At 56.6% G+C, this 14,025-nt stretch carries 12 protein-coding genes; 4 read left to right on the plus strand and 8 right to left on the minus strand.

The genetic code is table 11. The features are described 5' to 3' along the window. Positions 1 to 71 precede the first annotated feature (71 nt). From IM314_RS06350 to syd, 8 genes are all read right to left on the minus strand, one after another. Positions 72 to 1,211: a glycerate kinase gene (locus IM314_RS06350; RefSeq protein WP_193358426.1), complete on the minus strand. Its 1,140-nt coding sequence runs from the start codon at positions 1,209 to 1,211 to the stop codon at positions 72 to 74. Positions 1,212 to 1,288: 77 nt separating this feature from the next. Then, positions 1,289 to 2,626, minus strand: coding sequence for a glucarate dehydratase (gene gudD / locus IM314_RS06355; protein ID WP_193358427.1), 1,338 nt, complete (start codon positions 2,624 to 2,626; stop codon positions 1,289 to 1,291). A gap of 15 nt (positions 2,627 to 2,641) precedes the next feature. After that, complete coding sequence (locus tag IM314_RS06360) at positions 2,642 to 3,982, minus strand: enolase C-terminal domain-like protein (RefSeq protein WP_193358501.1); 1,341 nt, start codon at positions 3,980 to 3,982, stop codon at positions 2,642 to 2,644. Continuing rightward, positions 3,982 to 5,337, minus strand: a complete 1,356-nt coding sequence (gene gudP, locus IM314_RS06365) for a galactarate/glucarate/glycerate transporter GudP (RefSeq protein ID WP_041908405.1) — start codon at positions 5,335 to 5,337, stop codon at positions 3,982 to 3,984. The genes IM314_RS06360 and gudP overlap by 1 nt, the downstream gene beginning before the upstream one ends. Before the next feature lie 292 nt (positions 5,338 to 5,629). After that, complete coding sequence (locus tag IM314_RS06370; protein ID WP_028014263.1) at positions 5,630 to 6,079, minus strand: flavodoxin; 450 nt, start codon at positions 6,077 to 6,079, stop codon at positions 5,630 to 5,632. A 24-nt stretch (positions 6,080 to 6,103) separates the two neighbouring features. Beyond that, positions 6,104 to 6,880 carry a tRNA pseudouridine(65) synthase TruC gene (gene truC, locus IM314_RS06375; protein WP_060572251.1) on the minus strand — a complete coding sequence of 259 codons (777 nt, stop codon included), beginning with the start codon at positions 6,878 to 6,880 and terminating at the stop codon, positions 6,104 to 6,106. Further along, a complete protein-coding gene (locus IM314_RS06380) occupies positions 6,877 to 7,206 on the minus strand; it encodes a YqcC family protein (RefSeq protein ID WP_028014265.1) in 330 nt (109 codons plus the stop codon). Before IM314_RS06380 ends, truC begins: the two co-directional genes overlap by 4 nt. Positions 7,207 to 7,836: 630 nt before the next feature. After that, entirely contained in the window at positions 7,837 to 8,382 is a 546-nt protein-coding gene (syd, locus tag IM314_RS06385; protein ID WP_193358428.1) for a SecY-interacting protein, read from the minus strand. Positions 8,383 to 8,451: 69 nt separating this feature from the next. Between syd and queF the strand changes: the two genes are divergently transcribed. From queF to IM314_RS06405, 4 genes are all read left to right on the plus strand, one after another. After that, positions 8,452 to 9,294, plus strand: coding sequence for an NADPH-dependent 7-cyano-7-deazaguanine reductase QueF (gene queF, locus IM314_RS06390; RefSeq protein ID WP_028014267.1), 843 nt, complete (start codon positions 8,452 to 8,454; stop codon positions 9,292 to 9,294). A gap of 114 nt (positions 9,295 to 9,408) precedes the next feature. Further along, complete coding sequence (ppnN, locus tag IM314_RS06395) at positions 9,409 to 10,773, plus strand: nucleotide 5'-monophosphate nucleosidase PpnN (protein ID WP_193358429.1); 1,365 nt, start codon at positions 9,409 to 9,411, stop codon at positions 10,771 to 10,773. A gap of 514 nt (positions 10,774 to 11,287) precedes the next feature. Then, positions 11,288 to 12,583 (plus strand): HAAAP family serine/threonine permease, encoded by a 1,296-nt coding sequence (locus IM314_RS06400; protein ID WP_041908400.1) that lies wholly within the window; start codon positions 11,288 to 11,290, stop codon positions 12,581 to 12,583. A gap of 65 nt (positions 12,584 to 12,648) precedes the next feature. Beyond that, positions 12,649 to 14,016, plus strand: coding sequence for an L-serine ammonia-lyase (locus tag IM314_RS06405; RefSeq protein WP_041908398.1), 1,368 nt, complete (start codon positions 12,649 to 12,651; stop codon positions 14,014 to 14,016). Positions 14,017 to 14,025: the final 9 nt, after the last annotated feature.

Here is a 14,025-nt window from a genome sequence, read left to right on the forward strand (position 1 = left end):
TTACCGGGCCTACGATTGCGGGTGCGGCCTGATGCCCTCACCCCGCCCCTCTCCCACGGGGAGAGGGAGAACTACATCCCCTGCCCCACTTTCAGCACCGCCGCGATATTCCTTGCAGCCATCTGTACATTCGCGCTGGCATTTTCCAGCGCGTCCTCCAGCGAGCAGATGGTGTAGATCACGCTAAACACCGCGTCTAAGCCGTGATCGTGTACCACGCCAACATCCGCCGTCAGGCTGCCTGCAATGCCGATAACGGGCTTATTAAAGCGTTTCGCCACTTTCGCCACCCCTACCGGCACTTTGCCGTGGATCGTCTGGCTGTCGATACGGCCTTCCCCGGTGATCACCAGATCCGCATCGGCCACCTGGTCGGCCAGGTGTAGCGCATCGGTCACAATCTCAATGCCCTGGCGCAACTGCGCGCCACAAAAAGCGTAGAGCGCCGCGCCCATGCCACCCGCCGCACCGCCGCCAGCAAGGTTGAGCACATCAATGTCCAGATCCCGGGCAATGACTCTCGCATAGTGCGCAAGCGCGTTGTCCAGGGTGACGATCATCTCGGGTGTAGCGCCCTTTTGCGGGCCAAATACCGCTGACGCGCCATCCTTACCGGTGAGCGGATTCGTCACATCGCAGGCGACTTCTATCCGGCACTCCGCCAGACGCTGGTCGAGGCCGCTCAGGTCGATCCGCGCAAGCTTATCCAGCTCGCCCCCGCCCTGCCCCAGCGGCTGTTCATTGTCGTCCAGCAGCTTCGCCCCCAGCGCCTGCACCATCCCGGCGCCGCCGTCATTGGTGGCGCTGCCGCCGATACCGATGATGATATGCTTAACGCCCGCATCCAGCGCGTGGCGGATAAGTTCCCCCGTGCCCCAGGAGGTCGTTTTCAGAGGGTCACGCAGTGAAGGGGCTACCAGTTCCAGACCGCTTGCCGCCGCCATTTCAATAAAGGCGCTCTGCTCGTCACCGGATATTCCATAAAATCCGTCCACGCGCTCGCCCAGCGGACCGGTCACCGGAACGTGCACAATGCGTCCCCGGGTTGCCGCGATCATCGCCTCAACCGTGCCTTCACCGCCATCAGCGACCGGCAGTTTGACGTACTCCGCCTCAGGGAAAATCTCGCGAAAACCGCGCTCGATCGCTGTCGCAACCTCAAGCGCACTCAAACTTTCCTTATACGAGTCCGGTGCGATAACAATTTTCATAAGCCATCCTTACGCATAGTCGTTACGTTAAGCATACACCACGTAGGAAACCGCTCATGGGAGCGGTCCCAATGCGTTTATCGTACCATGCACGGACGTTTATTGTCGAATGTCCAGTCAGGGATCAGGTACTGCATCGCCATCGCGTCGTCGCGCGCGCCCAGACCGTGTTTCTGATACAGCTCGTGTGCTTTCATTACCTGATCCATATCCAGCTCAACGCCCAACCCCGGCGTGGACGGCACCTGCACCATGCCATCTTTGATCTCAAACGGCTCTTTGGTGAGGCGCTGGTTACCCTCCTGCCAGATCCAGTGCGTGTCGATAGCGGTAATGGTGCCCGGCGCGGCGGCGGCCACGTGGGTAAACATCGCCAGCGACACGTCAAAATGGTTGTTGGAGTGCGAACCCCAGGTCAGGCCAAACTCGTGGCACATCTGCGCCACGCGAACCGAGCCCTGCATTGTCCAGAAGTGCGGGTCCGCCAGCGGGATATCCACCGATTGCAGAGAGAGCGTGTGACCCATCTGACGCCAGTCGGTGGCGATCATATTGGTCGCGGTCGGTAGCCCCGTAGCGCGACGGAATTCCGCCATGACTTCGCGGCCCGAGAAGCCTTGCTCAGCCCCGCATGGATCTTCGGCGTAGGCCAGTACGCCCTTGAGCTGCTTACCAATTTTGATCGCTTCATCAAGCGACCACGCGCCGTTCGGATCCAGCGTCACGCGCGCCTGCGGGAAACGTTTTGCCAGCGCGGTAATGGCTTCCGCCTCCTCTTCCCCCGCCAGCACGCCGCCTTTCAGTTTGAAATCATTGAAGCCATATTTTTCATACGCGGCTTCTGCCAGCCGCACCACCGCATCCGGGGTCATCGCTTCTTCGTGACGAACGCGGTACCAGTCGCATTTGTCATCTGGCTGGCTCTGATACGGCAGCGGCGTCAGCTTGCGGTCGCCGACAAAGAACAGATAGCCGAGCATCTCCACTTCACTGCGCTGCTGGCCCTCGCCCAGCAGCGACGCGACGTTAACGCCCAGGTGCTGGCCCAGCAGATCCAGCATCGCGGCTTCAATGCCGGTCACCACGTGGATAGTGGTGCGCAAATCGAAGGTTTGCAGACCGCGGCCGCCGGCATCGCGATCGGCAAAGGTGTTGCGCACGGTGTTGAGGACATTTTTGTACTCACCCAGCGTTTTGCCCACCACCAGCGGAATGGCATCCTCCAGCGTTTTGCGGATCTTCTCCCCGCCTGGAATTTCACCCACGCCGGTATGGCCGGCATTGTCTTTGATAATGACAATATTGCGCGTGAAGAACGGCGCATGCGCCCCGCTCAGGTTCATCAGCATGCTGTCATGACCTGCGACCGGAATGATTTGCATGGAGGTGACGACAGGGGTCGTAAAAGTACTCATCGTGTAATCCTTTTATCAGTGACGTCCAAAAACAGGGCGCTTACGGTCAAATGTCCAGCCGGGGATAAGGTACTGCATCGGGCCCGCGTCGTTACGTGCGCCGCCCGGTAGCTTTTTATACGCCTCATGGGCTTGATGAACCTGATCCCAGTCAAGCTCCACGCCCAGCCCCGGCGCATCGGGTACGGCAATTTTACCGTTTTTGATCTCCAGCGGATTTTTCGTCAGGCGAGCTTCGCCTTCCTGCCAAATCCAGTGGGTGTCGATGGCGGTCGGGTTACCCGGCGCCGCCGCGCCAACGTGGGTAAACATTGCCAGCGAGATATCGAAATGGTTGTTGGAGTGGCAGCCCCAGGTCAGGCCCCAGTCATCGCACAGCTGCGCCACGCGAACCGCGCCGGAGAGCGTCCAGAAGTGCGGATCTGCCAGCGGAATGTCGACGGCGTTCAGCATCACCGCGTGGCCCATTTCGCGCCAGTTGGTGGCGATCATATTGGTCGCAACCGGCAGCCCGGTTGCGCGGCGGAATTCGACCATCACCTCGCGGCCTGAGAAGCCCTGCTCGGCGCCGCACGGGTCTTCCGCGTAGGTCAGCACGTCACCGAGACCTTTACACAGGCTAATCGCCTCATCCAGCAGCCAGGCGCCGTTCGGGTCGACGGTGATGCGCGCCTCCGGGAAACGTTTTTTCAGCGCCCGGGCTGTTTCAATTTCCTGCTCGCCGGGCAGCACGCCGCCTTTCAGCTTGAAATCCTTAAAGCCGTAGCGATCCTGAGCAGCTTCAGCCAGCCGGACCACCGCCTCGCCGGAGAGCGCTTCCTGATGGCGCAGCTGATACCAGTCGTGGTCACCCGGTGAACGAGCCAGATAGGGGAGATCGGTTTTATTGCGATCGCCAACGTAGAACAGATAGCCCAGCACGGTGACCGCATCGCGCTGTTTGCCCGGCCCCAGCAGTTCGCAGACCGGAACGTTAAGGGCTTTACCGAGTAAATCCAGCAGTGCCGCTTCCAGGGCGGCGACCGCATTGACGCGCAGTTCAAACGTCCACGCGCCCTTGCCGAAGGTATCAAAGTCCGCCGACTGATTGCCCTTATGCACCCGCTGAACCACCTTGTTCAGACGAGCCACTTCCTGGCCCACGACCTGTGGAATTGCCTCTACCAGGGTCTGGTAGATCACTTCCCCGCCGGGGGCTTCACCTACCCCGGTGTTGCCTGCACTATCGGTCAGCACCACGATATTGCGGGTAAACCATGCGTTATGCGCGCCGCCAATATTGAGCAGCATGCTGTCCTGACCGGCCACCGGGATAACTTTCATTTCCGTGACGACAGGGCTTGATTGTGTTGTCATCATCCGCGCTCCACGACAGGTTTAAGTTCAACGCGTTTAATATCGCCCACCAGCACCAGGTAACTCAGCACCGCCACCAGGGCATGCACACCAACGTAGATCAGCGCGCCGTTGAAAGACCCCGTGGTGCCGACGATGTAGCCGATAGCGATAGGTGTAACAATCCCGGAAACGTTGCCGAACATATTGAACAAACCGCCGCTCAGGCCGCTGATCTCTTTCGGTGCCGTATCCGCCATCACCGCCCAGCCCAGCGCGCCAATCCCTTTGCCGAAGAAGGCCATCGCCATAAAGCCGATAATCATCCACTCGGCACTGACGTAGTTACAGAACACCATGGTCATGGAGAGCAGCATGCCGAGCACAATCGGCGTTTTACGCGCGATGTTCAGCGAACCCGTGCGGCGCATCAGCCAGTCGGAAATGACCCCGCCAAGCACGCCGCCGATGAAGCCGCAGATTGCCGGGACCGAGGCAACAAACCCCGCTTTGAGGATCGACATGCCGCGCGCCTGCACCAGATAAACCGGGAACCAGGTGATAAAGAAGTAGGTTAAGGCGTTGATACAGTACTGGCCGAGATAGATACCGATCATCATGCGCGAGCCGACGAGCTGCTTGATCTGCGCCCATTTCTGGCTGAAGGGGACTTTTGCTTTGTCAGATTTCTGATCCATATTGATCAGCGCCCCGCCCTCAGCAATGTATTCCAGCTCCTTCTTGTTCACGCCAGGGTGCTGATTCGGTTCGTGGATCACTTTCAGCCAGATAAAGCTGATGACGATCCCAAGCCCGCCCATAAAGAAGAAGACGTGCGACCAGCCCACCTCATGCGTCAGCCAGCCCATAATGGGCGCAAAGATCACCGTCGCGAAATACTGGGCAGAGTTAAAAATTGCCACCGCTGTTCCCCTCTCCTGCGCAGGAAACCAGGCCGCGACAATGCGGCTGTTGCCCGGGAAGGAAGGGGCTTCCGCCAGGCCTACCAGAAAGCGCAGCGTAAAGAGCGCCACGATAATGCCAAAGCCGCTGAAGATATCGACGAAACCCTGCAAAAGGGTAAAAGCAGACCAGATAAAGATGGACCAGAAATAGACGCGTTTAGAGCCAAAACGGTCCAGCAGCCAGCCGCCAGGAATTTGGCCGATGACGTAGGCCCACGAGAATGCAGAGAAAACGTAACCCATGCCCACCGGATCAAGGCCGATGTCTTTTGCCATCTCCGAGCCGGCAATCGACAGCGTGGCGCGGTCACCATAGTTAAAGGACGTGACGATAAACAGCATCACCACTATCCAGTAGCGGGCATTAGTGCGCTTTTCAGCGCTGCTCGCTGCGTGGCTTAATGTACTCATTGTTGCACTCCTGAAACATAGCTTTCGCCTGTTCATTCTGTACAGCACCGGTAGGGTAATCAGAATGAGATAAGTTTTGTCGTTTTAGTACGGCCTGAAGCCGTTTTATTGTGACCGGAAAAGTATATGAAGGAGTGACAGGTTCGCTCACCGTGCAGAAACACAACATTGAGGAGTGTGGGGAACGTGGTTTGAGGCATAAGCCCAAAGCAGTGGAAGATACTTCACGGAATTGAGGATTTAATGCGGCTTTGTTGCCGGGTGGCGGCTACGCCTTACCCGGCCTACGAAACTATTTAAGAAGCGTTGCCCAGTGTTCAACCCACGGGTTCGACTCGCTTTCGGGTTCAGGATGCTCACCGGCATCAATCAGCAGCATCTCGCCGACGCGCTGGGCGCTCTGTTCCTGAAGAAGCGCATCGAACTGCTTGCCGCCGCCGCAGAAGTTGGCGTAAGAGCTATCGCCAAGGGCAATAATGCCGTAGTGAACGTCCGGCTGGTAGCCAAGCCGATCTTTAATGCCCTGGAAAAGCGGCACGATACTGTCCGGGAGATCGCCCTGACCGGTGGTGGAGGTCACTACCAGAATGTATTTATCTTTATACTTTTCCCAGTCCGCCAGCTCCGGGTCTTCATAGACCGTGGCTTTATGGCCCTGGCTTGTCAAAATCGCCTCAGCCTCTTCCGCTACCAGCAGCGAGTTGCCGTACATTGTGCCGACAAAAATGCCTACTTCAGCCATGCTTTGCTCCCGTAATTATTGCGCTTACCGTTCATCCTGAACGTTGCCTGATACAAACTCAACCCTTTCATTTTCGGGGAGTTGTCCCCGCCAGCCAAACTGTGACAGCGCCTGCGTCCAGACGTCGTCCAGCCCGGCACGAATAATCAGTGGTTCACCGGTAAACGGGTGAGTCAGGCTAAGCTCGCTGGCGTGCAGCATCAGTCTGTTACAGCCAAAATGCTCTGCCGCGCTGCGGTTCTGGCGCAGATCGCCGTGCTTGCTGTCGCCAATAATCGGGTGGCGCAGGTGCGCAAGATGGCGGCGAAGCTGGTGCTTGCGTCCGGTTTTGGGCAAAAGCTCAACCAGGCTGTAGCGTGTGGTGGGGAATTTGCTGGTTGCTACCGGCATTTCCGTTGTCGCCATGCCGCGATAATCCGTCACCGCGGGCTGCGGGCCTTTGTCATCTCGGGCAAATTTATCGGCGATTTTGTCCAGCTCCTCCACCAGCGGATAGTCCAGCGTGGCGGATTCGGTCAGCCAGCCACGAACGATCGCGTGGTAGCGCTTCTGGATCTGGTGCTGTTCGAACTGCTGCGCCAGCAGGCGGCCCGCCTCGCTGGAAAGCCCCATCAGCAGCACGCCGGAAGTCGGTCTGTCGAGGCGGTGCGCGGTAAACACATGCTGACCAATCTGGTCGCGCACGGTTTGCATCACCACCACTTTCTCATCGCGATCCAGCCAGCTGCGGTGCACCAGCCAGCCAGACGGTTTATTCACCGCCACCAGCCACTCGTCCTGATAGAGGATTTCCAGCGTCATGCCTCTTCACCGGCAAACAGGGCGTCCAGTTTTTCCAGCTCAACCAGCATCACATCGCGCGCAGGGTGCGTCGCCTCAAGCGCCATTTCATAGTAGGGAGAAACGGCGAACGCCTGCGGCAAAGGATGACCGCCTTCCAGCAGCGCGTGCATGCGCGGAATTAATACCCACTGGAGCCACTCGAACGGTGCCAGCGTATCCAGGCAGAATGGCTGGGTACTGGCAAACGCTTCCGGATTCGGCGCGGTCTCCTGCCACAGCTGATGCTGGCGCAAAAGGGCTTCGATGGCGTGCAACTGAGCACGAACGCTATCGTGTTGCGTCATAGTAACCTCAACTGAAAAAGTGAACGGCGCGCAGCATAGCATTGCGGAAGACAGAAATAAAAAAGGGAGCACTGTAAAAACAGTGCTCCCGGTTCGTTTCGCAGCATTCCAGCTACAATTCGTGCTCCCTGCTCTTCCGTGACAACTTTTCCTGATGCCCGAAGGCCTGGTCATCCTTATACCTTTTGCATCCTGCACACATCTTCCTGACGTGTTTGTTTCATCCTGAAACGTCCTGGCCTTCCTGACCCACCGACCATCCTGTTCGGTTCTCGTTCTCCTTCCTGGAGGTGTCCCTTACGCGTCCTGCGTTATCCTTTTGCTTCATCCTGAAGCCTTCCTGCAGCGCCATCCTGACGTGTCCTGAGTAAGAAACGCCATCATCCTGATGTTCGTTTCTCGTGTCGGCGTCCTGCCGACGGAGATAGAATCCGCTATTCCGCTTCGTCTTACAACCCACCCTTGCAGCACTGTAAGCCGTAAGAAATCCCTAAAAAAGATGCGATGAACAACTAATTCTTTGAAAAACAGAGTGATATTAATCTGAATTAAATAAGGCAATACTGAATGATCCAGCGATCTCTCACAAACCTTGTAAGAGATCTCTCACACGCGTCGTAGCATCATGGATTACAGAAGCGGCTCAAGCCGGGTAAGGAAATCCGCAAGAGAGGGGGCGAGCGTTTCGCGATTGCGGGTACCGATGGTCTCTTTAATCACTTCCCCGGACAGGTTGCAGACGGATATCACATCCAGTTCGCTGTCCAGCGTGGCAATAAAGAGCGTCGGAGAAAGCTTAAGGCGTTTTTGCGTGACCAGATGACCAATCAGGTTTTCCTGAACACGCTGCAGATCGTCTTCGCTCCAGGTCTGCAACAGCGTCAGCGTCAAATCACCCAAGCGCGCGGGCATATCCCCTGCGAACTGCGTGGCATAAAACGCGTGAACCGCTGGTTGTACCACAAGGTCCATAGCCCGTTCAACCGCATTTACATTTTGCTCAGCGGTATTGGGCTTCGGCTGCCAGATAACATAGTCATCCTGCGAAGAGATAATGCACTGCGACGGCACGCCATATAAATCAGCGCTTTGCGGCCATGTTCCGTGCTTTTCATGCCACGCGTCGCAATAGCGGGTTGTGAAGGTAGTAAGGGCATTTGCAGTTTCGATGTCCACCGATTTCTCTCTTCTTGTAAGACAGGATAAACTCTGCCCATAAGTGTACCTGTAAAGTGGCTATGAAACATGTCTTACGAAAATCATCAGGCGTTAACCGGCCTAACGCTGGGTAAATCGACCGATTACCGCGATACCTACGATGCAAGCCTGCTGCAGGGCGTGCCGCGCAGCCTGAACCGCGATCCTCTTGGACTGCATGCGGACGCGTTGCCGTTTGTCGGCGGCGATATCTGGACGCTGTACGAACTCTCCTGGCTTAACGCGCGCGGTCTGCCGCAGGTGGCCGTGGGCCACGTTGAGCTGGACTATGCCAGCGTGAACCTGGTGGAATCCAAAAGCTTTAAGCTCTATCTCAACAGCTTCAACCAGACCCGATTCAACAGCTGGGACGAGGTTCAGCAAACGCTGGAGCGGGATTTAGCCGCCTGCGCGCAGGGGAACGTGTCCGTCTCGTTATACCGCCTGCACGAGCTGGAAGGACAGCCCATCGCCCACTTCCACGGAACCTGCATCGACGAGCAGGACATCGAGGTGGAGAATTATGAATTCAGCGCCGATTACCTCGAAAACGCGGCGAGCGGAAAAGTGGTTGAAGAGACGCTCGTCAGCCATTTGCTGAAGTCCAACTGCCTGATTACCCACCAGCCGGACTGGGGTTCGGTGCAGATCCAGTACCGCGGCCCGAAAATTGACCGGGAAAAACTGCTGCGCTATCTGGTGTCGTTCCGCCATCACAACGAATTTCACGAGCAGTGCGTGGAGCGTATTTTTAACGATATTCAGCGTTTCTGCCAGCCGGAGAAACTGAGCGTTTACGCGCGCTATACCCGCCGTGGCGGGCTGGACATCAACCCGTGGCGCACCAACACCGATTTTGTGCCAGCAACGGGCCGGCTGGTGCGTCAATAATATAAATATTTTCACAATATGCGTGCGGTATTCCGCCGAAGTGTTGTGAAACGTCACGCGCCAGGGCTATTGTAATCAAAGGGAATGACGATAATCGTCCCATAAGGAGCTCACTTGATTACACATATTAGCCCGCTTGGCTCAATGGATATGTTGTCGCAGCTGGAAGTGGACATGCTTAAACGCACGGCCAGCAGCGATCTTTATCAACTGTTTCGTAACTGTTCACTTGCCGTACTGAACTCCGGAAGCCTGACAGATAACAGTAAAGAACTGCTGTCCCGCTTCGAAAGCTTTGATATTAACGTGCTGCGCCGCGAGCGTGGCGTTAAACTGGAAGTGATCAACCCGCCGGAAGAGGCCTTTGTCGACGGACGTATCATTCGTTCCCTTCAGGCCAACCTGTTTGCCGTCCTGCGCGACATCCTGTTTGTTAACGGGCAGATTCACAACGCGGGCCGCTTCCAGCATCTCGACCTGGAAAGCTCCGTTCATATCACCAACCTGGTGTTCTCTATTCTGCGCAACGCCCGCGCCCTGCACGTTGGCGAAGCACCAAACATGGTCGTCTGCTGGGGCGGCCACTCGATTAACGAAACCGAATATCTCTATGCCCGTCGGGTCGGAACGCAGCTTGGCCTGCGCGAGCTGAATATCTGTACCGGCTGTGGTCCGGGTGCAATGGAAGCACCAATGAAAGGTGCAGCCGTGGGTCATGCGCAGCAGCGTTACAAAGAGGGGCGGTTTATCGGCATGACCGAGCCGTCAATCATCGCCGCTGAGCCGCCTAACCCGCTGGTCAATGAGCTGATTATCATGCCGGATATCGAGAAGCGTCTTGAGGCGTTTGTTCGTATCGCTCACGGGATTATCATCTTCCCGGGCGGCGTGGGAACGGCGGAAGAGTTGCTCTATCTGCTGGGGATTCTGATGAACCCGGCCAACAAAGATCAGGTTCTACCGCTGATCCTGACCGGCCCGAAAGAGAGCGCCGACTACTTCCGCGTGCTGGACGAGTTTATCGTGCATACGCTGGGAGAAACCGCGCGTCGTCACTATCGCATCATCATTGATGATGCGGCGGAAGTGGCGCGCCAGATGAAAAAAGCGATGCCGCTGGTGAAAGAGAATCGTCGTGATACCGGTGATGCGTACAGCTTTAACTGGTCAATCCGTATTGCGCCTGACCTGCAGATCCCGTTCGAGCCGACCCATGAAAATATGGCGAACCTGAAACTTTACCCGGACCAGCAGGTGGAAGTGCTGGCCGCCGACCTGCGTCGCGCCTTCTCCGGGATTGTGGCGGGCAACGTGAAGGAGATGGGCATCCGCGCGATTGAGCAGTATGGTCCGTACAAGATCCACGGCGACCCGGAGATGATGCGCCGTATGGACGACATGCTTCAGGGCTTTGTGGCTCAACACCGCATGAAGTTGCCGGGTTCAGCCTACATTCCGTGCTACGAAATCTGCACGTAACGCTCAGTTTCTTCTCCTCAAAGCCGGGGCACCCTGTAGCGGGTCCCGGCTTTTTTATTACCGAATCAATTCATAGGCCTCACTTATAACTTTAACAAACTTACGGCGAACGCAATCGATTACCTCCATTTAACAACCGTAACTTATCAGCCTTAAACTAAATTACCCGCAAGAAAATCCTAAAAACCCATATCTTTACAGCGGAAGACACCTATATTGCGGGCCGCTCTTTTAGCCCACATGTCGTTGGTGGTAGCCTTCGCGCCCGTAAATTCTATTTGATGTTTTTTTAACAGATAAATGGTCTAAAGATGCCCACATCATAAGTGGATTATTGCATTTGGGATCGCGATCACTGATAGATTCATAACGAGAATGTATCTTTCCGCCCGCCAATAGTTACGGGCGAAAATTATTAAAAAACCGTCACTGAACGAATTTCATATTACCGTCAGGCACTTTTTCATCGGATTTGACTAAAAACCTGACAATTTGCTTCCTCCAGGAGATACAGATGGAAACCACTCAAACCAGCACCGTTGCTTCGATTGAATCCCGAAGTGGTTGGCGCAAAACGGATACCATGTGGATGCTGGGCCTTTACGGCACGGCAATCGGCGCTGGTGTACTGTTCCTTCCTATCAACGCAGGCGTCGGCGGTCTGATTCCGCTGATCATCATGGCCATCATCGCCTTCCCGATGACCTACTTCGCACACCGCGGGCTGACCCGCTTCGTGCTGTCCGGTAAAAACCCGGGCGAAGACATCACCGAAGTGGTTGAAGAACATTTCGGCGTTGGCGCAGGTAAACTGATTACCCTGCTCTACTTCTTCGCGATTTACCCAATCCTGCTCGTCTACAGCGTGGCGATCACCAACACCGTTGAAAGCTTCATGACGCACCAGCTGCACATGACGCCGCCACCGCGTGCCATTCTGTCTCTGATCCTGATCGTCGGCATGATGACCATCGTGCGCTTCGGCGAGCAGATGATTGTTAAGGCCATGAGCGTGCTGGTCTTCCCGTTTGTGGCTGCGCTGATGCTGCTGGCCTGCTACCTGATTCCACAGTGGAACGGTGCAGCGCTGGAAACCCTGTCCCTGAGCAGCGCGTCTGCGACCGGTAACGGCCTGCTGATGACCCTGTGGCTGGCGATCCCGGTAATGGTCTTCTCCTTCAACCACTCCCCAATCATCTCCTCTTTCGCCGTGGCGAAACGCGAAGAGTACGGTAATGGTGCAGAGAAGAAGTGCTCCAGCATCCTGGCCCGCGCTCACGTGATGATGGTGCTGACCGTGATGTTCTTCGTCTTCAGCTGCGTACTGAGCCTCTCCCCGGGGGACCTGGCGGCAGCGAAAGAACAGAACATCTCTATTCTGTCTTACCTGGCGAACCACTTTAACGCACCGCTGATTGCGTGGATGGCACCGATCATCGCGATGATCGCCATCACCAAATCCTTCCTGGGCCACTACCTGGGCGCGCGTGAAGGCTTCAACGGTATGGTGATTAAATCTCTGCGCGGTAAAGGCAAGAGCATTGAAATCAACAAGCTGAACAAAATCACTGCACTGTTCATGCTGCTCACCACCTGGGCGGTAGCGACCCTGAACCCAAGCATCCTGGGCATGATTGAAACCCTGGGTGGCCCGGTTATCGCGATGATTCTGTTCCTGATGCCGATGTACGCGATTCAGAAAGTGCCTGCCATGCGCAAGTACAGCGGCCAGGTCAGCAACGTGTTTGTGGTTATCATGGGCCTTATCGCTATCTCTGCGATCTTCTACTCCCTGTACACTATGTTCTGATGAACGCCCGCGCCGCCTTCGGGCGGCGCACTCCTCCCCCTCTGACTGAAAGCAATGGACGCATCATGATTAGCGTATTCGATATTTTCAAAATCGGTATTGGTCCTTCCAGCTCTCACACTGTCGGACCAATGAAAGCCGGTAAGCAGTTCACGGATGACTTGATTGCACGCGGCATTCTGCACGACATCACCCGCGTGGTTGTCGATGTGTACGGCTCGCTTTCCCTGACCGGGAAAGGCCACCATACCGATATCGCCATTATCATGGGCCTGGCGGGAAATCTGCCGGATACCGTTGATATTGACGCGATCCCTGGCTTCATCCAGGACGTGAACACCCACGGTCGTTTGCTGCTGGCAAACGGTGAGCATGAGGTTGAATTCCCGGTTGACCACTGCATGAATTTCCATGCGGACAACCTGTCGCTGCACGAAAACGGCATGCGCATTACCGCGCTGGCCGGCGACAAAGCGGTTTACAGCCAGACGTATTACTCCATCGGCGGCGGCTTTATCGTCGACGAAGACCACTTTGGTCAAACCACCACCTCTTCTGTTGAGGTGCCGTATCCGTACAAAACCGCGGCAGATCTCCAGCGCCACTGCCACGAGACGGGGCTTTCCCTCTCTGGCCTGATGATGAAAAACGAACTGGCCCTTCACAGCAAAGAGGAGCTGGAACAGCACTTCGCTAGCGTCTGGGAAGTGATGCGCGGCGGCATTGAGCGCGGGATCACCACCGAAGGCGTTCTGCCGGGCAAGCTTCGCGTACCGCGTCGTGCGGCGGCGCTGCGTCGTATGCTGGTGAGCACCGACAAAACGACAACGGACCCGATGGCCGTCGTCGACTGGATCAACATGTTCGCCCTGGCGGTGAACGAAGAGAACGCCGCAGGGGGCCGCGTCGTCACGGCGCCAACCAACGGTGCCTGCGGTATCGTTCCGGCCGTGCTGGCGTACTACGACAAGTTTATCCGTGAAGTGAACGCTAACTCCCTGGCGCGCTACCTGCTGGTCGCCAGCGCGATTGGTTCTCTGTACAAGATGAACGCCTCCATTTCCGGTGCGGAAGTAGGCTGTCAGGGCGAAGTCGGCGTGGCATGTTCCATGGCGGCGGCGGGCCTGGCGGAACTGTTGGGCGCAAGCCCGGCGCAGGTCTGCATCGCTGCGGAAATCGGCATGGAACATAACCTGGGGCTAACCTGCGATCCGGTTGCCGGACAGGTACAGGTGCCGTGCATCGAGCGTAACGCCATCGCCTCCGTCAAGGCGGTGAACGCGGCGCGTATGGCGCTGCGCCGCACCAGTGAGCCGCGCGTCTGTCTCGATAAAGTTATCGAAACCATGTACGAAACCGGTAAAGATATGAACGCCAAATACCGCGAAACCTCTCGCGGCGGCCTGGCGATGAAGATCGTAACCTGCGATTAAGCCTCTGAG

It is taken from the genome of Enterobacter cloacae complex sp. P42RS (assembly GCF_014930595.1).
GTDB classification, from domain to species: Bacteria; Pseudomonadota; Gammaproteobacteria; order Enterobacterales; family Enterobacteriaceae; genus Enterobacter; species Enterobacter bugandensis.